Raw genomic sequence first — 18,866 nt, 5'->3', positions numbered from 1 at the left:
CCGGCATTGCCCTGATAGGCGCCATTGGCCCTGACCGGGCTGGCCGCCCTGCCCCGGATTGGGCTGTCCGACGTTCCTGGACGACGTTGCCGACATTGTCGAACTCGTCGCGCTCGTCGTCGAGATCGTCGTCCGACTGGTCGCGCTGGTTCTGCATGTTCTGGATCGGCATCTGCCTGCCTGGGCTGCCGCGATGATGCGGTTGTAGTGCTCGGCGTGCTGCAGGTAGTTCTCGGCCATCACCCGATCGCCGGAGCTCTGCGCGTCGCGGGCGAGCTGGGCGTATTTTCGGCGATCTGCTGCGCGGAGCCGCGGATCTTCACATCCGGACCGTTGCTTTCGTAGTTGCGCGTCAGGGGGTTCGGGCCTCTGCGGTTCTGATTGTTGTTGTTGCCGCCACCGTTGCGGCCGCGCATGCGCCTGTTCTGCTGTTGTGGCCTCATTCTACTCTCTTGGGTTTTTATAAAGCTCTGGACACGGGGCGCAGGTGCGGGCCGCCGTTCCATGTTGTCCTAACGGTGCTCGCCCGCGTTTGCGTCGGCGCCACGTTCTTTCCGTTCCGGTTACGTATTAACTGCCGAACGATCCCCGCACGAAGCTAAAGCGTCGTTTCCGCAAGAAGGCAGACTGTCGATCTGGAAACCGGTTGGTGACAGCACTGCCTGCTTCGTCTCATCCGGTGCCGGGACCCTATCCGCATTCGCCATGCTTGCCAAGCGCTTTTTATGGCAAGGAAATCAGTCATCCCCGCCCGAAAACCAGCACCCGGTCCCGGCCTCCAAGATCCTTTCCCGCCTCGACGAGGTGAAATCCGGAAGCTTCGAACAGCCGCGTTACGTCCTGCCTCTGCGTGTGTCCTATCTCCACGGCGACCACTCCGGCCGCTTCGAGATATGTCTTCGCCTGTGCCGCTATCGTTCTGTCAGGCGCATCAGACGTCCCATCGGCGCCGCCATCAAGGGCTCTCGCCGGATCGAAATTCCTGACCTCGCGCTGCAAGGCCGCTAGCTCTTCAGTTTTAATATAGGGAGGGTTTGCGACAATTACATGGAAGGCGCCGGAAATGGTCCGAACCAGTCCGAGCGGACGGGCCTGGAAGCGCTCGCAGGCCGTTTTCGCCGGCATTGCGGCTGGCGGTGGCGAGCGCATCGGCGGAAATGTCGACGCCGAGCGCTGTGGCTTCAGGCACTTGCGCGAGCAGTGCCAGGGCGATCGCGCCGGTGCCGGTGCCGAGGTCGAGGATGCGGCAGACGCCCGCGCTTGCGGCAGGTCTCTGGCGCAGGCGCGGCGGGACGGCGTCGACCAGGGTCTCGGTGTCGGGACGCGGCTCCAGCGTTTCGGGCGAAAGGCTGAGTCGCAGCCCGTAGAATTCGCGGAAGCCGAGGATGCGGTGGACCGGCTCGCCGGCAATGCGGCGGGCGACGGCGGCGCGGATGGCGGCAACCGCGTCGGCGCCGATCGGCATGTCCGGCTTGGACACAGCGTCGGTAGGGTCGTTCCGGTGAAATGCTCGACCAGGATGCGGGCCTCACGCGCGGGGTCGGGTACGCCGGCCAATGCGAGGCGCGTTTCGCGGATAAGTTCGCCCAGGTTCAAGTTTGCATGGGCGGTGCATTCGCCGCCCCCTCCACCGCCGGAGCCTGTCCTCGGGCCGGCCTTCGGCCGGACCCGGGGGGCGGTCCCCCTCCCCCGCTTCGCAGGGGAGGAACCGGCGCTGCCGCCGTCCGCAACCTGGATCCTCCTCCGTTTACGGGAGAGGGGGGCCACGCGACAGCGTGGTGGAGGGGCGGGATCAAGCCTGAGTGCGCGCATCCCTACGCGCTTTCGGCCGCGAGCAGCTTCGACTGGTGGTCGGCGATGAGCGCGTTGATGATCTCGTCGAGCGCGCCCTCAGCATCACCCGGTCGAGCTTGTAGAGCGTCAGGTTGATGCGGTGGTCGGTGACGCGCCCCTGCGGGAAATTGTAGGTGCGGATGCGCTCCGAACGGTCGCCGGAGCCGACCTGCAGCTTGCGCGCGTCGGAGCGCTCCTGGTCGGCGCGCGACCGCTCCAGATCGTAGAGCGCGCGCGCAGCACCTGCATGGCGCGCGCGCGGTTCTGGTGCTGCGACTTTTCGGCCTGCACCACGATGATGCCGGTCGGGATGTGCAGGATGCGCACCGCCGTCTCGGTGGTGTTGGCGTGCTGGCCGCCGGCGCTCGAGGCCCGCGTGGTGTCGATGCGGATGTCCTCGGGCCTGATCTCGATGTCGACCTCCTCGGCCTCCGGCATGACGGCCACGGTGGCGGCGGAGGTGTGGATGCGGCCCGCCGCCTCGGTCGCCGGCACGCGCTGCACGCGGTGCACGCCCGGACTCGAATTTCAGCTTGGCGAAGACGCCCTTGCCCGACACGCTGGCGATGATTTCCTTGAAGCCCCCGGCGTCGCCGTCGCTGGCCGACACGACCTCCATGCGCCAGCCCTGCGCGGCGGCGTAGCGCTCGTACATGCGGAAGAGGTCGCCGGCGAAGAGCGCCGCCTCGTCGCCGCCGGTGCCGGCGCGGATTTCGAGGATGGCGTTCTTCTCGTCGGCGGCGTCCTTGGGCAGGGAGCAGGATCTGGAGCTCGTGGCGCAGGCTGTCGATGCGCGCCTCGACGCCGGGCAGGTCGGCTTCGGCAAGCGAGCGCATCTCGGCGTCGGTGCCCTTGTCGGCGAGCATGGCCTCGAGATCGGCGAGTTCGCCTTCAGCCTTGAACAGCTCCCTGATCTTGCCGGCGATGTCCTGCAGCTCGGAATATTCGGAAGCGAGCTTCACATAGGCGTCCGGGTCGGGGCCGGCCGCCATCTGCGCTTCGAGCATGTCGAAACGCTTGACGAGCTGGTCCATCCGGTCGCGGGGGAGAGATCATGCGCGCGCCTTATCGAAGATCGCGAAAAAGCTCAACGGGACGAAGCGCAGGATCGGTACTTGTAAGGATCGATCAGGCCATGTATATACTGATTCGTATATACGGAAAGGGATAAAAGGGATATAGATGTCCCGTTATGCTCGCGTCTTCCAGTCGGGAAACTCCCAGGCTGTCCGCCTGCCGAAGGAATTCCGCCTCAACGCCGACGAGGTCGAGATTTCCCGAGAGGGCGACGCCATCATCCTGCGACCGCGCGTCGAGCAGCACGAACGCTGGGCGTCGCTGCGCGCCGCCGTGAGCCGAGGCTTCAGCTCCGACTTCCTAAAACACGGCCGTGAGCAGCCGGAGGAGCAGGAGAGGCCTGACCTGGACAAGACGTTCCCGTGATCGAATACCTGCTCGACACCAACACGCTGATCGCGCTTGTCGGCAAGAGATCGGACGCCGTTCTGGCGCGGCTGGACCGCATCAAACCGGGTGCGGCAGGCACAAGCTCGATCGTAGCACACGAGCTTTATTTCGGCGCCTACAAGAGTCAAAAGGTCGCGCACAATCTGGAGACGCTCCGGCTGCTGTTCGCCGACCTCGTCATCCTCGACTTCGACCTGGAAGATGCGCGGCCGCGGGCGAAATCCGGGCTGGCCTGGCGCGAAAGGGGACGCCAATCGGGCCTTTCGACGTGCTGATCGCCGGCCAGGCAAAACATCATGGCGCGACCCTGGTGACGAACAATGTCAGTGAATTCCAGCGGGTCGAGGATTTGCGGCTGGAGGATTGGACCGTGGCGGCGGGTTAACGCGAACCGACGGCTACCGACGCGGTATTTTCCGCGCTTTCCTGATGTTGGCGATGAACGCCTTTGCGACCGGCTGGAAAAAGGCCCGGCTGAAAGCGCCGAGCGGCCGTTCCGGCTCGAGGTAGAAGGATCTGCCTATGATGTCCGTGTTGAATTCATCGAGGATGATCCAGCAGCGTGTGGTAATTTGGCGGCCAGCGCGTTGCTTCTCGGTGTCGGGAACTTCAACCGCCACACGGTTCGTGGCTGGCGGCTGGGTCGTTATCGGCAGCAGCACCACGGCATCGCCGCCGGGTCGTATCAGGCGCAGCGCCACGGCGGTCGGACGAGGTTTTCGCCCCTCGGTTTCTCCTTTTTCCGCCTCTCGAAGCCAGAGGAATGGATAGGAGATGATGACGCCGGTTTGGAGCTCCTCGAACGCCACAGATTATCTGGGCGCCGACCTGTAGGCGTCAAACGCCGTTTCCAGCTCTTCGAGCAGATCGTCGGGGACGTCCTTCGCGGACCACGCCTGGCGCGCGTCGCCGCGACTGACCAACCGCTCATAGTCCTCGATGCTCATAAGCACGAAGCGAGGTTTGCGGTGCTGGGTGATCGCCACCGGCTCACGGCTCGCCAGATGCGTCACATCGCCAATCTTTTGGGTCAATTCCACCGTGCTGAACTGGCGCATAAATATCTCCAGTCTTTTCCAATACGTGGAATATATATATATTATCCAAAATGGACGAGAGTGGCTGAGCGCACCATGAGCAGCCGGCCAGAACCGCCGCTTGCCGCCTACAGCGGTATCCCGCGATCATCCGCAAAGCGTGCAGCAGCGCGCGCGCATCGGCAGGCCGGCGGCGTGGCCGGCGAGGTTTTCCTCGAAGAATTGCGTCAGCTCGCCGACCGGCAGCTCGGTCAGCATCGCCTTCACCGGGCCGATCGAGGCCGGCGACATCGAGATCGAGCGGTAGCCGAGGCCGATCAGCGCCATCGCCGAGATCGGCCGGCCCGGCGAGCTCGCCGCACAGCGCGTCACCGGCGTATGGTTGCGCGCGCCGGCGTCGGCGATCTGCTTCAGCACGCGCAGGAACGGCACCGACAGCGTGTCGAAGCGGTCGGAAAGCTGCGGTGTTGCCGCGGTCGGCGCGCCATGACGAACTGGAAGAGGTCGTTCGAGCCGACCGAGACGAAGTCGACCGCCTTCATCAGCTCGTCGAGCTGCCAGAGCAGCGCCGGCACTTCGAGCATGGCGCCGAGCTTCAGGCTGGTCGGCAGGTGGTGGGCGAAGCGCGACAGATGCCGCACCTCGCGGTCGATGATCTCGCGCGCCTGCGCGATCTCGAAAGCACGGTGACCATCGGCAGCATCACGCCGCAGCTCGCGCCCGCCGGCGGCCTTCAGCAGCGCGCGGATCTGCGTGCGCAGCAGCCCCGGCCGGTCGAGGGTGAGGGCGAATCGCGCGCCAGCCGAGCGCCGGGTTCTCCTCCGGGTGCACGACGCTTCTTGAAATAGGGCAGCACCTTGTCGCCGCCGATGTCGATGGTGCGGAAGGTGACCGGCTTGCCCCTCGCCGCGTCGATCACGTCGCGGTAGAGCCTGCTTCCTGCGCCTCGGCGCGCGGGAAGGTGGAGGCGACCATGAACTGCAGCTCGGTGCGGAAGAGGCCGATGCCGCCCGCGCCCGACTCGGCGAGCTGCGGCAGGTCGACCGGCGAGGCCGGCATTCATCAGGAGATCGAGCTTGACGCCGTCCTTGCTGGTCAGGGCCGCTTGGCGCAGCTCGCGGTAGAGCTCCTGCCGGCGGGCGCGGAAGCGCACCTTCTCGGCATAGGCGGATCTCGAGGTCGGACTGCGGGCGCAGGTGGATCGTGCCCGTCGTCGCCGTCGACGATGATCGGAGTCGCCCGTTCTCCGCCATCGAGACGGCACCCTTCACGTGGCCGACGGGAATGCCCATGGCGCGCGCCACGATGACGACGTGGCTGGTGACGGCGCCGTCCTCCAGCACCAGCCCGCGCAGCTTCTCGCGCGGGTAGTCGAGAGCTCGGCCGCGCCCATCGAGCGGGCGACGATGATGGCGTCCTTGGGCAGCGCTGCGGCGACGTCGTCCGGCACCGCTTGGCCTCATCAGCATGCGCAGCAGCCGGTTGGCGAGGTCGTCGAAATCGCTCATCCGCTCGCGCAGATAGGGATCGGTCATGTGCAGCATGCGCGCGCGCATGTCGCTCTGCACCTTCTCGACCCGCCGCCTCGGCGGTCAGGCCGTTGCGCACCGCCTCGTCGAGCCTGCGCACCCAGCCCCGGTCGTTGGCGAACATGCGGTAGGCCTCGAGCACGGCGCGGTGCTCGCCCTCGAAGGCGACGTCGCGGCGCGACAGCATGTCGTCGATGGAGAGGCGCAGCGATCCCAGCGCCTGCTCCAGCCGCCGCATCTCCTCGTCGCTGTCCTCGTTGAAGAGGTTGGTGACGACGATGCGCGGCTCGTGCAGCACGACATGGCCGAGCCCGACGCCGTCGTTGAAGGAGATGCCGGTAAAGCTCGCGGGGCGGCGCAGGTCGAGCTCCAGCCCCGGCCGGGTGAGGCGGGCGAGCTCGCCCGCCGCGATCATCTCGGCGATCACCATGGCGGCCGTTTCCAGCGCCTCGACCTCGTCGTCGCGGTACTGGCGCTTGGTGCGGTTCTGCACGACAAGCACGCCGAGCGTGCGCCCTGCCCTCAGCACAGGCACGCCGAGGAAGGACGAATAGATCTCCTCGCCGGTCTCCGGCAGGTAGGCGAAGGCCGGGTGCTGCTGGGCGTCGGGCAGGTTCAGCGCGCGGGCGCTGGCCGCGATCGTGCCGACGAGGCCCTGGCCCAGACGCAGTTGCGCCAGGTGGACCGGATCCGCGGTTCAGGCCTTCGGTGGCGTAGAGCTCGAGCACCGAGTCGGCGCGCAGCACGTAGAGCGAGCAGACCTCGGCCACCATGTTCTGGGCGATGTCGTGCACGATGCGGTCGAGCCGCTCCTGCGGCTCGAGCGCCTCCGCCATCAGTTCGCGGAGCCGTTTCAACAGAACGCGCGGGCCTGCGGCCATGTCACGCATAAAGCAGCTCTCCTGGGGCATGGCGGCATGCCGTGCCCGGACACCCGATGCCCTCACCGGAGGCGCGTTGCGCTTCCGGGACGCCGAACAAGAATACTAGCTCGTTACTGCTTATCCAGACCGTAGACGGAATGCAAAGTCCGCACCGCCAATTCCGTGTACGGGCCGTCGATCAGGATCGAGATCTTGATCTCGGAGGTGGTGATCGCCCGGATGTTGATCGACTTCTCGGCCAGCGCCTTGAAGGCGGTGGCGGCCACGCCCGCGTGGCTCCTCATGCCGATGCCGATGACCGACACTTTCGACATGCCCTCGTCGTGCTGGAGGACGTCGAAGCCCACGGTCTGCCTGACCTTGTCGAGCACGGCCAGCGCCTTGGCGACGTCGCCGGAGGGCACGGTGAAGGTCATGTCGGTCGACTTCCCGTCCTCGGAGATGTTCTGGACGATCATGTCGACATTGATGTTGGCCTCGGCCAGCGGCCCGAAGATGCCGCCGGCGACGCCCGGCCGGTCGGCCACGCGCCTCAGCGATATCTGGGCTTCGTCCTTGGCGTAGGCGATACCGGTGACGACCTGCTGTTCCACGATTTCATCCTCGTCGCAAATGAGCGTTCCGGGGCGGATTGAGCAGATCGCCCATCCCCGGCGCGTCCGGGTCATCGAAAGAGGAGCGCACGAATGTGCGCACCTTGTGCACCATGGCAAGCTCGACCGAGCGCACCTGCAGCACCTTGGCGCCGAGCGAGGCCATTTCGAGCATTTCCTCGAAGGAGATCTTCGGCAGGCGGCGCGCCTTGGGCTCGATGCGCGGGTCGGTCGTGTAGACGCCGTCCACATCGGTATAGATGTCGCAGCGGTCGGCCTTGACCGCCGCGGCGATGGCGACGGCGCTGGTGTCGGAGCCGCCGCGGCCCAGCGTCGCGATGCGGTTGTCGGGCGCGATCCCCTGGAAGCCGGCGATCACCGCGACCTGCGCCCTCGCCGAAACGCTGCATCAGGAAGGAGCCGTCGATCTCCTCGATGCGCGCGGCGCCGTGCGCGTTGTCGGTCTTGATCGGTATCTGCCAGCCCTGCCAGGAGCGGGCATGGACGCCCATCGCCTGCAGCACGAGCGCCAGCAGTCCCGGCCGTCACCTGCTCGCCGGAAGCGACCACGGCGTCGTATTCGCGGGCATCGTAGATGTTGAAGTTGGAGCCTTCGGCCTTCGAGGCGTCCTGCACCCAGCCAACCAGCTCGTTGGTCTTGCCGGCCATGGCCGAGACCACGACGGCGACCTGATGGCCGGCGTCGACCTCGCGTTTGACGTGGCGCGCGACGTTGCGGATGCGGCCGATATCGGCCACGGAGGTTCCGCCGAATTTCATCACGATGCGCGCCATGGAAGCCGGATGCCTTGGCCGGGCCGAAAATCCCGGAATTGCCTGAAAAGATACGGACCGGGGCCGGCCCGCGGATTGCGCGGCCTCAATATCCAATAGGCCCTGCGCAGGCAAGGGCGCTCTCGGCCGCAGCGGCCGTCCTGGCTAAGGAATGGCGTAGACCAGCACTTCCCGCTCGATGCCCCTGAGCGAGACGTTGTTGGACTGGGGCGTCAAAGCCTTGCTTTTCAGCAGGTCGATCGTCTTCTTGTCCTCGACGACGGCGCCGGTGGCGAAAATCGACTGCGAATTGGCGAGCCCCTGCACGCGGGACGCGATGTTGACCGTCGATCCGAAATAGTCCTGCCGTTCGTTGAGGGTGACCGCGATGCAAGGCCCTTCATGGACGCCGATCTTCAGCAGCAGGTCCTCGCGGCCGTTGCGGCTGTTCAGCTCGCGCATCGCCTCGCGCATGCGCAGCGCCGCGGCGACGGCCCGGTCCGGCGTCGGGAAGGTCGCCATGACGGCGTCGCCGATCGTCTTGACGACCGCGCCGGCCTCCGCGGCGACGATCTCGTTGAGCACATGGAAATGCGCGCGCACCAGGTCGAAGGCGACCAGGTCGCCGACCCGCTCGTAAAGCTCGGTCGAGCCCCTGAGATCGGTGAACAGGAAGGTCAGGCTGGTGATTTTCAGCCGCTGGTCGACGTCCAGCGTGTCGGTCCGGTAGAGGTCGCGGAACGTCTGGTTGGAGAGCAGCCGCTTGGCGGTGAGGAAGGGCCGGCGGCGGTGGAGCAAGCCGTGCAGCGCGTCGCCGGCAATGCAGATGCTGGGCAGGACGCGCGTGTCGGTGCGGTTTTCCAGCGAAAGGCGCAGCGGTCCCGGCCGCATCTCCAGCGTCTGGTTGTGCATGTGTTCACGGTCGAAGGAGAAGCGAGAGCGCCTGCCGCTCGCGCGTCGGCTCGCCCTTGGCGTCGATGAACTGCGCCGAATGCGTCACCGGCTCGAAGACGATGACGAATTCGGCCGGCAGCTGGACCGACAGAACGCCCTTCTCGCCTGGCCCGAGTTCGACGTGGTCGATGATGAATTCGTCGACCAGGGCGTCGTAGCCTTCTTCCGGCAGGTCGACGCCGGAACCCCAGTACAACTGCCGATAATATTCGAGCAGCGACAGGTCGTCGGGATTGTGGGCGGTGATCCGCCGCAGCCGCGGCTGACGGTGAACGTCACGTCGACCATCTCGTCCAGCGTCGGCTCGTAGGAGTCGGCGCACAGCGCGCAGGTGTATTCCTGCTTCTGCACGGTCTTCAGCGTGGCGTTGGTGTCGAGCACGCCGCCGCAGCCCGGACAAAGCACGTTCCAGGCGATGTCGAACATGCCGATGCGCGTGCCGTGTAGGAAAGCGGCGATGGTGTCTTCCTCGTCGAGACCGTTCCTGGTCGCGAAGGCGAGCGGATTGATGCGGCACAGCTGGTGGTCGGAAGCGTCCGCGACAAGCCGTTCGAGCGCATCGACCACGCGGCCGTCGGCCGACTGCCTGAGCAGCGTGAAGAAATCCTGGCTTCGCTCATGGCCATCTCCCCAGCGAAACGCGCAACCGCCAAGCTGACGGGACATTATACCACCCTGCCCCCTGCCACCATCACTATGGCGTTCGATGCTGACATGGGCGCGGCTGCATCGATTCTTCGATCCGGCCTTGACTTTGTTACAGCCGCGCCCGACTTCCTCGTCGCGAAGGAGCATCGACATGGCCGAAGCCGCACGGACAACGATCACCATACCGAAGTGGAGCGTTTTTCGGCGATGGCCGCCGAGTGGTGGAACCCGCAAGGGAAATTCCGCCCGCTGCACAAGTTCAACCCGGTTCGCCTCGCCTATATACGCGACCAGGTGGCGGCGCGCTTCGGCCGCGACCCGCATGCGGCAAGGCCGTTCGAGGGGTTGCGCTTCCTCGACATAGGCTGCGGCGGCGGCCTGCTGTGCGAGCCGATGGCGAGGCTGGGCGCGGAGGTCGTGGGCGTCGATCCCTCGGAGACGAACATCGAGGTCAGCCAGGCTGCATGCGGCCGAGTCGCGCGTCACCATCGACTACCGCGCGTCGACCGCCGAGGAGCTGGCCGACGCCGGCGAGAAATTCGACGTCGTCCTCAACATGGAGGTGGTCGAGCACGTCGCCGATGTCGGCCTGTTCGTAGCGCGCTGCGCCGAGATGGTGAGACCCGGCGGGCTGATGTTCGTCGCCACCATCAACCGCACGATGAAGACGCAGGGGCTGGCGATCGTCGGCGCCGAGTATGTGTTGCGCTGGCTGCCGAAGGGCACCCACCAGTACGAAAAGCTGGTGCGCCCCGAGGAACTGGAAAAGGCGCTGGCCGAAGCCGGCATGGCGATATTCGACCGCACCGGCGTGACCTACAACCCGCTCACCGACCGCTGGCAGCAGTCCAGGACATGGACGTCAACTACATGCTGCTGGCGGAGAAGTCGGGAGCGTAGCCTACGCTGTTTCAATGTCCGTCAGGGCGAAGTCGCTGCCTTGTAGAGCAGCGGAAGGCCAGATCGCCTGGCACAGGCATAAGCAAAGCAATCGCCGAAGTTCAGCCCTGCCTTGTGACGGCCTTTGCCGTAGCGCTCCAAAGCGTCGATGGCTTCGCCGGTGGTGGATGGCGGTACCGCAGCGATCTCGATTTCCATCAGAGCGAGAGTCTTTCGACTTCGCCCTGCGCCGCTTTGGGTGATCTGTTCAAGGGCCGCGATGCAGCGATGGAAACCCCCAGACAGCCAAGGGTGAGGTGAGCCTCGCTCGTGACTTTTCAAGCCGCCTGAACAGTTCAGGCGCATCCTCCTCCCCAGCCACCATCGCGACAAGCGCCGCCGCGCGTCGATGAACTATCAGTCGTCCTCGTAGAGGCTGTAGATGGGTGCCTTGTCGGCCGGGAGCCCTTTTTCTCGGGATTGCTTCGAGCGCGAACCTCGCGCGCATACTATCCCGATCTCCACCAGTGACGGCTTTGCCTTCTCGCGCTCCAACTCGTGAACCAGCGCCGTGTGAACGGCGCTTCGGTTAGGCCGGTCTTCTTCAATGCGGCCACTTTGCGGGCCAGCGCATCCGTCCCAGCATTCTTGATGTGAAGGCCACGGTGTATCCCGCTTCTGTGTATCCGTGTTACATTAGAGGATACACAGAGCGGCACCTGCAAGCCTTCGTGGATTGCGCCTTCGTCGTCACGATCACGCCAACGGCGATGACCACGGCCCCCAGCCAGGTGAGCAGCCCGTAGCGCTCGCCGAGGAAGAGCGTGCCTGAGAACAGGCCGATCGCCGCGGCGACGTAGCCGATCTGGCTGAGATAGACCGGGCCGCCGACGATCTGCAGGCGGAAGAAGACGGCGAACATCAGGCCGACGCGGTGATCTGCGCGACGGTCACCAGCGGGACGTCGGCTAGCGCGCCTATCGTGGGCAGGCCGGGCAGAAGCGCCTATTCCGACAAGCAGGATGAGGCCGGCGGCGAGGTTGCTGCCGACGGCGAGCTCCAGCGGGTGGCGTCGGCCGGCCAGTCGACGGTGCGGTAGATGTTGCCGCAGGCGAGGCTGAGCGGATGACGAGCGCGACCGCGACCCAGAACAGCGCCGCCGGCTCGCCGAGCTGGCCGCGCGTCGTCGCCACCATCACCGCGCCGACGAAGCCGATGGCGATGCCGAGGATGCCGAGCAGGTTGGGCTTGCGCACGCCGAAGAGGATCGAGAGCACCAGCGTCAGGATAGGCGACAGCGTGTACATGATGCCGGCATAACCCGCCCCGACATGCGGCATGACCGAGAACAGCAGGAGGTTGGGCAGCGCGTAGGTGATGGCCGCGGTGATGAGGAAATAGCGCAACTTGCGGGCGGTGAGCCTCACGCGCTCGCCCCGCAGCAGCATGGCGGCGAGGATCGCGCCGCCGCCGCCGGCCGAAATGACGAAGGCCCAGACGACGGGCGGCACGCCGGCCTCGGTGGCGATCTTGCCGAAAGGCAGCGACAGGCCAAGCAAAGCGCCTGTGATGACGAGCAGGCCGAGGGCCGAATTCCGGAGCGCGTTCATGGCCGCTGGTTATCCGGTCCGGAGCGGACCCGACAGCGGCACGCCAGCGAAGGCCGATGTTCCAGACAGCGCAGGCACGGGAATTGACGAGCGGGGATCTCCAGCGGAAGCGTCCGCTCAGTTGCGGTCCTCGGGAAACACCGGGATCGGCATGAAGCCGACGCCGTCCTCGGCGAGGCTTCTTGCTTCTTCCAGCGTGGCCTCGCCGTAGATGCCGCGCGGATCGGCTTCGCCGAAATGGATCTTGCGCGCCTCTTCGGCGAACTTGTCGCCGACATAGTCGGCGTTCTCGCGCATCTTCTCCGACAGCGCCTTCATCGCCGCCATCGCCTTCTTCTGCATCTCGTTCATGGCGAGGGCGATTTTTCCTTCTTGCGCCCGGTCGAGACGGCGGGCGCCATCAGCGCCTTGCCGACCTTGCCGGAGCCGCAGGTCGGGCAATCGACGAAGCCGCGCTTCTTCTGGCGGTCGAAGTCGTCGCTGTTGCGGAACCATGCCCTCGAACTCGTGGTCGTGCTCGCAGATCAGGGAAAACCGGATCATCCCGCGCGGCGCTCCCGGAACGCGACCGGCGCCGCCGCCACGCTGCCGAGCGCGAATTCGCGCGCGCATTCTTGAGGTTGGGGATTTTCCGGCGCGCGTCCGCCGACAGCGGCGGTGTCGATCTCGGCGACGATCACGCCCGGCTCGTCATGGTCGGCCTCGGCGAGGATGCGGCCCCAGGGGTCGACGATCAGCGAATGGCCGAAGGTCTCGCGGCCGTCCTCGTGCTGCCCTCCTTGCGCGGCGGCGATCACGAAGGCGCCGTTCTCGATGGCGCGCGCGCGCAGCAGTATGTGCCAGTGCGCCTCGCCGGTCTGGCGCGTGAAGGCGGCGGGCACGGTGAGCACCTCCGCACCCCGCCAGCGCCTCGGCGCGGAAAAGCTGCGGGAAGCGCAGATCGTAGCAGATGGCGAAGCCGAGCCTGGCGGCGCCGATGTCGGCCACCACCGCCTCGCGCCCGGGCTCGTAGGTCGCGGATTCGCGCCAGCTCTCGCCATTGTCGAGGTCGACGTCGAACATGTGGATCTTGTCGTAGCGGGCGGTCAAGCGAGCCGTCCGGCCCGAACAGGAAGGCGCGGTTGGCGATCTTGCCGTCGTGCCGCGAGAATGCCGGTCGAGCCGACATGCAGGTGGATGCCGAGCTCGGCCGCCAGCCGGCGCGCGGCGGTGACGATCTGGTCGTCCTGCGCCGGCCTTGAACGCGAGCGCGCCCGGTCGGCCTTGTCGCGCATCAGCGCGCCGGTCATCTCCGGCGTCTGCACATAGGTCGCGCCTCTGCCGGCGGCCTCGCGCACCAGCGCCTCGAAATCGACGACGTTGCGGCCCGCCTCCTTGCCGGAGCGCATCTGGACGGCTGCGACCTTGAAGATGCCCATCTCTCGAAAAATCCTAGTTCAACTGCCCGCCTTGGCGAGCAGCCCGTCCAGCCTGCCCTGGCGCGTCCAGCTCGTGCAGATCGTCGGAGCCGCCGACATGATAGTCGCCGATGAAAATCTGCGGAAAGGTGCGAGCGGCCGTTGGCGCGGGAGATCATCTCCTGCCGCAGTTCCGGCGAGAAGCTGGCGTCGTGCTCGGTGTAGGCGACGCCCTTGCGCTCGAGCAGCCGCTTGGCGGCGGCGCAGTAGCCGCACATCACCCGGGTGTAGATCGTCACTTCCACCATGGCCGTTCCGTCAGCCTGACTTCGCAGTTTCCTATATATAGGTGCCGAGATCATCGGGCTGGAAGTCCCCGGGCTCGTCGCCGGGCAGGGCGCGGGCGAAGGTCAGCACGTCGACCGCGTGGGCGCCGCCCTTCTTCAGCGCCTTCGTCACCGCCGACACGGTGGCGCCCGTGGTGTAGACGTCGTCGACCACCAGCACCCGGCGGCCGCGCACCGTTATGTCCTGTTCGGGCGGCACCCCAAAGGCGGCCGCGCACGTTCTCCTCCCGCGCTCGCGCAAGGCCAGCCCCACCTGCTGGCGCGTCAGCCTTGACGCGCCTGACCGCCATCGGCGCAAAACGGCCTGCCGGAGAGCCGGGCGACCGCCCGCGCCAGCTCGGCCGACTGGTTGAAGCGCCGCGAGAAGAAGCGCCGCCAGTGCAGCGGCACCGGCACGACGACATCGGCCTCGCGCGCAAGCTCGGCCCCGGCGCGCAGCATCCAGCGCGCCATCCAGGGCGCGAGGTCGGTGCGGTCGCGGTATTTCAGGCCTGCACCATCGGCCGCGCGACGCCGGTGTAGGCGACCGCCGCCCGCGCGCGCGCGAAGGGCGGCGGATCGGCGATCGCCTCGGCGGACAGGAACCCCTCGCCCATCTCGTACTGCGAAGGGCGTGCCCATCACCTCGCACCAGGGCTGTTCCAGGAAGCGCAGCTTCGGCCAGCATTGGCCGCACAGCGCGCCGGGCGCATGCACCAGCACGCGGCATCCCGCGCAGACGGGCGGGAACAGCATTGCCGCGGCGCGGACGATCAGCCAGCGCGTCCCGCCCTTGACCGCTGCAACCGCAACCCCCACATCGCCCCCACCGGCTTGACGGCCCGGCGCGAGAATAGCAGAAGACCGGCGCGGCGCATTTTTTCAATGCGGCGCCGGCTCGGAAGGCGATGAACCAAACCAGGATCATCGACGCCGACCTCTTGGTCGCCCGCACCGGCTGCGCGCGCGGCGGCGGGCCGTGGAAGGCGCCGATTTCCTGATGCGGCATGTCGCCGACGACCTTGGCGAGCCTGTCGGCGACCGTCGGGCGGCGGTTTCGAGGGCCGCCGCGCTGTTCAGCGGTCACGCCGGCGGCGCGCGACGTGGTGCTCGCCTACCGGCAAGGTGGAGGAGGCAGTGAGGGTCGAGACCGATGCAGCTTTCCTCGGCGGGGAGGCCGGCGTGGCTGCGCCGCCCGGACACGGTGCCGCTGGAGCCCGCCAGCATCGACCTCGCCGTGTCGCTGCTCGCCCTGCAGGACGAGAACGACATTCCCGGCCTGCTGACCCAGATACGCCGGGCGCTGAAGCCGGACGGGCTGTTGCCTCGGCGCCATGCTCGGCCAGGGCACGCTGGCCGAGCTGCGCGAGAGCCTGCTGGCGGCCGAAGCCGAGCTGTCGGGCGGCGCCAGCCCGCGCGTGGCGCCCTTCGCCGACGTCCGCGACGCCGGCGCGCTGCTGCAGCGGGCGGGCTTCGCACTGCCGGTCGCCGACGTCGAGACCGGTGACGGTGCGCTACGATACGATGTTCGACCTGATGCGCGACCTGCGCGCCATGGGCGCCACCAACCCGCTCGCGGCGTCCGGACGCTCGCGGCGGCCGGCGACCCGGAATTCTTCGCCCGCGCGGCGGAGATCTATGCCGAACGCTTCTCCGGACCCGGACGGGCGCATCCGGGCGACCTTCTCGTTCATCTGGATGTCGGGCTGGACGCCGGACGCCTCGCAGCAGAAGCCGCTGAAGCCCGGCTCGGCGGAAGTGTCGCTGGCCAAGGTGCTGGGGCCGAAAGGAAACGGCTGATCAGTTGTTGAAGGCGTTCTGCAGCGCCCTGTCCTTATTGGCGAACATGTCGGAAATGGCGTTGCCCATGCCTGGCTGATGCCGCCGACGATGACCAGCGACAGCACCGCGATGATCAGGCCGTATTCGATCGCGGTCGCGCCGTTCCTGTCTGCAAGAAATCGCCGGATCAGTTGCATGGCGTTCCACCCCGTGTTGGCGGAAACCTACCGCTCACCCGTTAAGAAACGTTAACGGCACAGCGTTAAGAAAGGTTAATGCCGCAGCGTTAAGAAAGACTGCGGCAGGCCGTGCCGGCGGCCTCAGCAATCGCCGCTGCGCCGGCCTGCCGAGTCTATGATGCACACCGCGCCCGGCGCCTGCAGCACGCTGCGGCGGATCGTATAGCTACGGCCGCCGCGCTGTCCGACCGAGCTGGTCGAGATGAAATCGAGCGCTTCGGCGCCGACGATCTGTGTTTTCGAATAGCGGTCGGCCATCGGCGTCAGGATCAGCGCCAGCGCCACGGCGGCCGGAGCCGAACAAAAGCGCGATGCGCAGCATGCTCATTCCGGCGACGCCGAACAGCGGTGCGCTGCGGCCGCGGATCTGATCCCAGTCGTCTTTCAGGCGTCATGTCGACCATCCCCCTCGATTGCAGGCACGATCCGAAAGCATGACTTTCGACCGTGCTCCGGCGCCGCGTCGGCTGCGGCGCGGTCGTGGCAAAACCGCTGAACAGGCAATTTTCCACACTTGCCTAAACGGTTCATTAACGGTGGAGGAAGGGAATCGGCGCCGCCGGTCAGAGCAGGTCGATGAGGTGCGGGATCAGCGGCAGGTCGGCCGGCGGCATCGGGTAGTCGCGCATGTTGCGCGGCCGCACCCATTTCAGCGCCTGCCCTTCCCGGGGCTCGGGGATGCCCCAGAAGCGGCGGCAGACATAGAGCGGCATCAAAAAGGTGGAAGTCCTCGTAGGAATGGCTGGCGAAGGTGAGCGGCGCCAGGCACGCGACCCTGGTCTCGATGCCGATCTCCTCGCGCACCTCGCGCACGATCGTTTCCTCCGGCGTCTCGCCCGGCTCGACCTTGCCGCCCGGAAACTCCCACAGGCCGGCCAGCGTCTTGCCCGGCGGGCGCTGCGCCAGGAGCACGCGGCCGTCCGCGTCGACCAGCGCGACAGGCGGCGACCAGCAGGGCTTCTTCACCGCGGCGTCCAAGCTCAGGCTCTCCGGCCGGCGGCGGTAGTGGTAGCGGTAGAGTTCGGTGAAGCCGAGCGTGCCGTAGAGCCGCCGCGCCCCGAAATTGTCGGCCTCGACCTGCAGCCAGGCATGACGCGCGCCGCGCAGCCTCGCCCATTTCAGCGCCGAGAGCAGCAGGCGCCGGCCGTGGCCCTGTGCCGCGCTCGGCCTCGGCGGTGGCGACCTCGAACAGGCCGGCGAGGTCGCCGTCCTGCACGCAGATGGCGGTGGCCAGCGGCTCGTCTTCCTGTTCCAGCACGAACAGGCCCGCTTCGGGCTGGATCGCGCCGATGACCTCGGAAAGACCGGGCCGCAGCGCCGGGTCGGCGCCGTGCGTCTTCATCGAGGCGGAGATGAAACGGCTCATGTCCTGCATCGGGATCTGGTCCATCGCCCCGTGCACGGCCTCGTTGTCGTCGAGGTCGAGCCGCATCACCAGCGACTCGCCGAACGCCGTCCAGCCCTCGCCGTCGAGATAGGCGACCAGCCTGCGGCCGGCGAGCGGCGACAGGCGGAAGGTGAGCGGCCGGCCATAGGCGTCGAAGCGCCGGCCGGCCCGCATGATGCGCTCGGCGCAGGTTCTGCACGTCGTGCGGATCGAGCGGATTGACCGAATTCAGCCGCTTTGCCGGGTGGCCGGCGGTGAGTCGCACGACCCAGGTGCCGTCATAATGGACGGCGGAGGCCGGCCAGGCGCGGAACCCCGCCGCCTCGAAGCGGCGGACGGTCGACCAGACCCGCCTTCGGCTGCTTGTCCGGCACGGTTTCGCCCATCAGCTTCTGTAGTCGCCGTTGATGGCGACATATTCCTTGGTGAGGTCGCAGGTCCAGACCGTCGCCTTGCCGCGGCCGATGCCGATATCGGCGCGGATGCGGATTTCGTCGCGCTTCATGTAGGCCGAGGTCGCCTCTTCGGAATAGTCCGGGTCGCGCTCGCCCTCGAAGGCCAGCCGGTTGTCGCCGAACCAGATCGACAGGCCGGTCGCGGTCGGCCGGTTCGCCGGCCTTGCCGACCGCCATGACGACGCGGCCCCAATTGGCGTCCTCGCCGGCGACCGCCGTCTTGACCAGCGGCGAGTTGGCGATCGGAAAGCGCGATCTTCTTGGCCGAACGCGCCGACTTCGCGCCGGTGACGCTCACCTCGACCTGCTTGCGCGCGCCCTCGCCGTCGCGCACCACCTGCAGCGCCAGCGACTTCAGCACCTTGCCCAGCGCGCGCCTTGAAGGCCGCGAGCCGCGTCAGGTCCTTCGGATCGTCGATCCTGGGCGCGCCGCGCGTCTTCGCCGCACCCGTCGCGAACAGGAGCAGCGTGTCGCTGGTCGAGGTGTCGCTGTCGACGGTAATCGCATTGAAGGTCTTGCCCACCCCGCCCGACAGCAGCGCCTGCAGCACGGGAGCGGCGATCGGCGCATCGGTCGCCACGAAGGAGAGCATGGTCGCCATGTCGGGCGCGATCATGCCGGCGCCCTTGGCGATGCCGTTGATGGTGACGTCGGCATCGCCGAGCCTGACGGTGACGGTCGCGACCTTCGGATAGGTGTCGGTGGTCATGATGGCGCTGGCGGCCTCGCGCCAGAACTCGGGCTTCGCCTCCTTCACCATGCCGGCAAGCAGGTGCGAGAAGCCGGGCGCATCGAGCGGCTCGCCGATCACGCCGGTCGAGGCGAGGAATATCTCGTTCTCCGGGCAGCCGGCAGCCTTGGCGCCCGCCTTGCCGGTGAGCGCGGTCGATCTCGCGGCCCTTCCTGCCGGTGAAGGCGTTGGCGTTGCCGGAATTGACGACCAGGACGCGCGCCTTGCCGCCGGGGAGGTTCCGGCGGCAGTAGTCGACCGGCGCGGACGGGCATTTGGAGCGGGTGAACACGCCCGCGACCTCGGTCCCTTCGTCGAAGACCATGGCCAGCACGTCGGTG

The 18,866-nt window shown here is 67.1% G+C and carries 25 protein-coding genes and 9 pseudogenes; 8 read left to right on the top strand and 26 right to left on the bottom strand.

Annotated elements, in window-relative coordinates; all coding sequences use genetic code 11:
• Window positions 1-239: 239 nt before the first annotated feature.
• Window positions 240-416 carry a DUF4167 domain-containing protein gene (locus NVV72_11510; protein MCR6659929.1) on the bottom strand — a complete coding sequence of 59 codons (177 nt, stop codon included), beginning with the start codon at window positions 414-416 and terminating at the stop codon, window positions 240-242.
• A 289-nt stretch (window positions 417-705) separates the two neighbouring features.
• Here NVV72_11510 and NVV72_11505 point away from each other — a divergent pair, with 289 nt between their 5' ends.
• Window positions 706-1,008: a hypothetical protein gene (locus NVV72_11505; GenBank protein MCR6659928.1), complete on the top strand. Its 303-nt coding sequence runs from the start codon at window positions 706-708 to the stop codon at window positions 1,006-1,008.
• 10 nt (window positions 1,009-1,018) lie between these two features.
• Here NVV72_11505 and NVV72_11500 read toward each other — a convergent pair whose 3' ends face one another.
• Both NVV72_11500 and prfA read right to left on the bottom strand, forming a co-directional pair.
• Complete coding sequence (locus NVV72_11500) at window positions 1,019-1,465, bottom strand: methyltransferase domain-containing protein (GenBank protein ID MCR6659927.1); 447 nt, start codon at window positions 1,463-1,465, stop codon at window positions 1,019-1,021.
• Window positions 1,466-1,814: 349 nt separating this feature from the next.
• A pseudogene (gene prfA / locus NVV72_11495) lies at window positions 1,815-2,867 on the bottom strand (peptide chain release factor 1).
• A gap of 148 nt (window positions 2,868-3,015) precedes the next feature.
• On the opposite strand from prfA, the gene NVV72_11490 reads away from it, so the two are divergent.
• Window positions 3,016-3,276: an antitoxin gene (locus NVV72_11490; GenBank protein ID MCR6659926.1), complete on the top strand. Its 261-nt coding sequence runs from the start codon at window positions 3,016-3,018 to the stop codon at window positions 3,274-3,276.
• Window positions 3,273-3,575, top strand: a complete 303-nt coding sequence (locus NVV72_11485) for a PIN domain-containing protein (protein ID MCR6659925.1) — start codon at window positions 3,273-3,275, stop codon at window positions 3,573-3,575. The genes NVV72_11490 and NVV72_11485 overlap by 4 nt, the downstream gene beginning before the upstream one ends.
• A 123-nt stretch (window positions 3,576-3,698) precedes the next feature.
• Here the strand turns inward: NVV72_11485 and NVV72_11480 are convergent, their stop codons facing one another.
• The 3 genes from NVV72_11480 to NVV72_11470 all read right to left on the bottom strand — a co-directional run bounded on the left by NVV72_11480 (window position 3,699) and on the right by NVV72_11470 (window position 4,898).
• A complete protein-coding gene (locus NVV72_11480) occupies window positions 3,699-4,109 on the bottom strand; it encodes a hypothetical protein (protein ID MCR6659924.1) in 411 nt (136 codons plus the stop codon).
• A gap of 3 nt (window positions 4,110-4,112) precedes the next feature.
• Window positions 4,113-4,358, bottom strand: a complete 246-nt coding sequence (locus tag NVV72_11475) for a type II toxin-antitoxin system prevent-host-death family antitoxin (protein ID MCR6659923.1) — start codon at window positions 4,356-4,358, stop codon at window positions 4,113-4,115.
• A gap of 126 nt (window positions 4,359-4,484) precedes the next feature.
• Window positions 4,485-4,898, bottom strand: coding sequence for a hypothetical protein (locus NVV72_11470; GenBank protein MCR6659922.1), 414 nt, complete (start codon window positions 4,896-4,898; stop codon window positions 4,485-4,487).
• Between NVV72_11470 and NVV72_11465 the strand changes: the two genes are divergently transcribed.
• Complete coding sequence (locus tag NVV72_11465) at window positions 4,802-5,185, top strand: hypothetical protein (protein ID MCR6659921.1); 384 nt, start codon at window positions 4,802-4,804, stop codon at window positions 5,183-5,185. The two genes, NVV72_11470 and NVV72_11465, sit on opposite strands and share 97 nt — an antisense overlap.
• A 67-nt stretch (window positions 5,186-5,252) precedes the next feature.
• Here the strand turns inward: NVV72_11465 and NVV72_11460 are convergent, their stop codons facing one another.
• From NVV72_11460 to NVV72_11440, 5 genes and pseudogenes are all read right to left on the bottom strand, one after another.
• Window positions 5,253-5,396, bottom strand: coding sequence for a hypothetical protein (locus NVV72_11460; GenBank protein MCR6659920.1), 144 nt, complete (start codon window positions 5,394-5,396; stop codon window positions 5,253-5,255).
• 36 nt (window positions 5,397-5,432) lie between these two features.
• Window positions 5,433-6,530, bottom strand: a complete 1,098-nt coding sequence (locus NVV72_11455; GenBank protein ID MCR6659919.1) for a GAF domain-containing protein — start codon at window positions 6,528-6,530, stop codon at window positions 5,433-5,435.
• Between the two features lie 330 nt (window positions 6,531-6,860).
• Window positions 6,861-8,138, bottom strand: a pseudogene (locus NVV72_11450) (aspartate kinase).
• 144 nt (window positions 8,139-8,282) lie between these two features.
• The gene (locus NVV72_11445) at window positions 8,283-9,110 is read right to left on the bottom strand and encodes an adenylate/guanylate cyclase domain-containing protein (protein ID MCR6659918.1); all 828 of its coding nucleotides are present in this window, start codon (window positions 9,108-9,110) and stop codon (window positions 8,283-8,285) included.
• Entirely contained in the window at window positions 9,034-9,471 is a 438-nt protein-coding gene (locus NVV72_11440) for a DUF5939 domain-containing protein (protein MCR6659917.1), read from the bottom strand. The genes NVV72_11445 and NVV72_11440 overlap by 77 nt, the downstream gene beginning before the upstream one ends.
• 455 nt (window positions 9,472-9,926) lie before the next feature.
• Between NVV72_11440 and NVV72_11435 the strand changes: the two are divergent.
• Together NVV72_11435 and ubiG are read left to right on the top strand one after the other, a co-directional pair.
• Window positions 9,927-10,136 (top strand): annotated as a pseudogene (locus NVV72_11435) (bifunctional 3-demethylubiquinol 3-O-methyltransferase/2-polyprenyl-6-hydroxyphenol methylase).
• Window positions 10,137-10,206: 70 nt separating this feature from the next.
• Window positions 10,207-10,515 (top strand): annotated as a pseudogene (gene ubiG / locus NVV72_11430) (bifunctional 2-polyprenyl-6-hydroxyphenol methylase/3-demethylubiquinol 3-O-methyltransferase UbiG).
• A gap of 105 nt (window positions 10,516-10,620) precedes the next feature.
• Here ubiG and NVV72_11425 read toward each other — a convergent pair.
• From NVV72_11425 to NVV72_11385, 9 genes and pseudogenes are all read right to left on the bottom strand, one after another.
• A pseudogene (locus tag NVV72_11425) lies at window positions 10,621-10,751 on the bottom strand (type II toxin-antitoxin system VapC family toxin).
• A 538-nt stretch (window positions 10,752-11,289) separates the two neighbouring features.
• Entirely contained in the window at window positions 11,290-11,520 is a 231-nt protein-coding gene (locus NVV72_11420; GenBank protein ID MCR6659916.1) for a hypothetical protein, read from the bottom strand.
• 55 nt (window positions 11,521-11,575) lie between these two features.
• Window positions 11,576-12,208 (bottom strand): DMT family transporter, encoded by a 633-nt coding sequence (locus tag NVV72_11415; protein MCR6659915.1) that lies wholly within the window; start codon window positions 12,206-12,208, stop codon window positions 11,576-11,578.
• Between the two features lie 117 nt (window positions 12,209-12,325).
• Entirely contained in the window at window positions 12,326-12,751 is a 426-nt protein-coding gene (locus tag NVV72_11410; protein MCR6659914.1) for a DUF1178 family protein, read from the bottom strand.
• Window positions 12,748-13,248: a hypothetical protein gene (locus tag NVV72_11405; GenBank protein MCR6659913.1), complete on the bottom strand. Its 501-nt coding sequence runs from the start codon at window positions 13,246-13,248 to the stop codon at window positions 12,748-12,750. Before NVV72_11405 ends, NVV72_11410 begins: the two co-directional genes overlap by 4 nt.
• A 45-nt stretch (window positions 13,249-13,293) precedes the next feature.
• Complete coding sequence (locus NVV72_11400) at window positions 13,294-13,626, bottom strand: hypothetical protein (protein MCR6659912.1); 333 nt, start codon at window positions 13,624-13,626, stop codon at window positions 13,294-13,296.
• An 18-nt stretch (window positions 13,627-13,644) separates the two neighbouring features.
• Window positions 13,645-13,913 (bottom strand): annotated as a pseudogene (gene grxC, locus NVV72_11395) (glutaredoxin 3).
• Between the two features lie 31 nt (window positions 13,914-13,944).
• The gene (locus NVV72_11390) at window positions 13,945-14,193 is read right to left on the bottom strand and encodes a phosphoribosyltransferase family protein (protein ID MCR6659911.1); all 249 of its coding nucleotides are present in this window, start codon (window positions 14,191-14,193) and stop codon (window positions 13,945-13,947) included.
• 23 nt (window positions 14,194-14,216) lie between these two features.
• Window positions 14,217-14,750, bottom strand: coding sequence for a double zinc ribbon domain-containing protein (locus NVV72_11385; protein MCR6659910.1), 534 nt, complete (start codon window positions 14,748-14,750; stop codon window positions 14,217-14,219).
• Window positions 14,751-15,265: 515 nt separating this feature from the next.
• Between NVV72_11385 and NVV72_11380 the strand changes: the two genes are divergently transcribed.
• The gene (locus tag NVV72_11380) at window positions 15,266-15,742 is read left to right on the top strand and encodes a hypothetical protein (protein ID MCR6659909.1); all 477 of its coding nucleotides are present in this window, start codon (window positions 15,266-15,268) and stop codon (window positions 15,740-15,742) included.
• 102 nt (window positions 15,743-15,844) lie between these two features.
• Here the strand turns inward: NVV72_11380 and NVV72_11375 are convergent.
• The 3 genes and pseudogenes from NVV72_11375 to NVV72_11365 form a co-directional block, all read right to left on the bottom strand.
• A pseudogene (locus tag NVV72_11375) lies at window positions 15,845-15,910 on the bottom strand (Flp family type IVb pilin).
• A 123-nt stretch (window positions 15,911-16,033) separates the two neighbouring features.
• Complete coding sequence (locus tag NVV72_11370) at window positions 16,034-16,237, bottom strand: hypothetical protein (protein MCR6659908.1); 204 nt, start codon at window positions 16,235-16,237, stop codon at window positions 16,034-16,036.
• Between the two features lie 99 nt (window positions 16,238-16,336).
• Window positions 16,337-16,864, bottom strand: coding sequence for an NUDIX domain-containing protein (locus NVV72_11365; GenBank protein ID MCR6659907.1), 528 nt, complete (start codon window positions 16,862-16,864; stop codon window positions 16,337-16,339).
• Between the two features lie 418 nt (window positions 16,865-17,282).
• Here NVV72_11365 and NVV72_11360 point away from each other — a divergent pair, with 418 nt between their 5' ends.
• Window positions 17,283-17,561: a hypothetical protein gene (locus NVV72_11360; protein ID MCR6659906.1), complete on the top strand. Its 279-nt coding sequence runs from the start codon at window positions 17,283-17,285 to the stop codon at window positions 17,559-17,561.
• 163 nt (window positions 17,562-17,724) lie between these two features.
• Here the strand turns inward: NVV72_11360 and NVV72_11355 are convergent, their stop codons facing one another.
• The 3 genes and pseudogenes from NVV72_11355 to NVV72_11345 form a co-directional block, all read right to left on the bottom strand.
• Window positions 17,725-17,901: a bifunctional ornithine acetyltransferase/N-acetylglutamate synthase gene (locus tag NVV72_11355; GenBank protein MCR6659905.1), complete on the bottom strand. Its 177-nt coding sequence runs from the start codon at window positions 17,899-17,901 to the stop codon at window positions 17,725-17,727.
• A gap of 378 nt (window positions 17,902-18,279) precedes the next feature.
• Window positions 18,280-18,627, bottom strand: a pseudogene (locus NVV72_11350) (bifunctional ornithine acetyltransferase/N-acetylglutamate synthase).
• 112 nt (window positions 18,628-18,739) lie between these two features.
• Window positions 18,740-18,850 (bottom strand): annotated as a pseudogene (locus NVV72_11345) (hypothetical protein).
• Window positions 18,851-18,866: the final 16 nt, after the last annotated feature.

It is taken from the genome of Asticcacaulis sp. (genome assembly GCA_024707255.1).
GTDB lineage: Bacteria > Pseudomonadota > Alphaproteobacteria > Caulobacterales > Caulobacteraceae > Asticcacaulis.
The sequence above is the reverse complement of the archived record's forward strand: the minus strand, read 5'-3'. Positions and strand labels throughout refer to the sequence as shown.

Coding starts and splice junctions, on each gene's coding strand:
- NVV72_11460 (MCR6659920.1), bottom strand. CDS start 5,396: ATGCCGGCCTCGCCGGTCGACCTGCCGCAGCTCGCCGAGTCGGGCGCG.
- NVV72_11420 (MCR6659916.1), bottom strand. CDS start 11,520: ATGTTCGCCGTCTTCTTCCGCCTGCAGATCGTCGGCGGCCCGGTCTAT.
- NVV72_11490 (MCR6659926.1), top strand. CDS start 3,016: ATGTCCCGTTATGCTCGCGTCTTCCAGTCGGGAAACTCCCAGGCTGTC.
- NVV72_11510 (MCR6659929.1), bottom strand. CDS start 416: ATGCGCGGCCGCAACGGTGGCGGCAACAACAACAATCAGAACCGCAGA.
- NVV72_11405 (MCR6659913.1), bottom strand. CDS start 13,248: ATGGCGAGAGCTGGCGCGAATCCGCGACCTACGAGCCCGGGCGCGAGG.
- NVV72_11505 (MCR6659928.1), top strand. CDS start 706: ATGCTTGCCAAGCGCTTTTTATGGCAAGGAAATCAGTCATCCCCGCCC.
- NVV72_11475 (MCR6659923.1), bottom strand. CDS start 4,358: ATGCGCCAGTTCAGCACGGTGGAATTGACCCAAAAGATTGGCGATGTG.
- NVV72_11400 (MCR6659912.1), bottom strand. CDS start 13,626: ATGGGCATCTTCAAGGTCGCAGCCGTCCAGATGCGCTCCGGCAAGGAG.
- NVV72_11410 (MCR6659914.1), bottom strand. CDS start 12,751: ATGATCCGGTTTTCCCTGATCTGCGAGCACGACCACGAGTTCGAGGGC.
- NVV72_11415 (MCR6659915.1), bottom strand. CDS start 12,208: ATGAACGCGCTCCGGAATTCGGCCCTCGGCCTGCTCGTCATCACAGGC.
- NVV72_11500 (MCR6659927.1), bottom strand. CDS start 1,465: ATGCCGATCGGCGCCGACGCGGTTGCCGCCATCCGCGCCGCCGTCGCC.
- NVV72_11380 (MCR6659909.1), top strand. CDS start 15,266: ATGCTCGGCCAGGGCACGCTGGCCGAGCTGCGCGAGAGCCTGCTGGCG.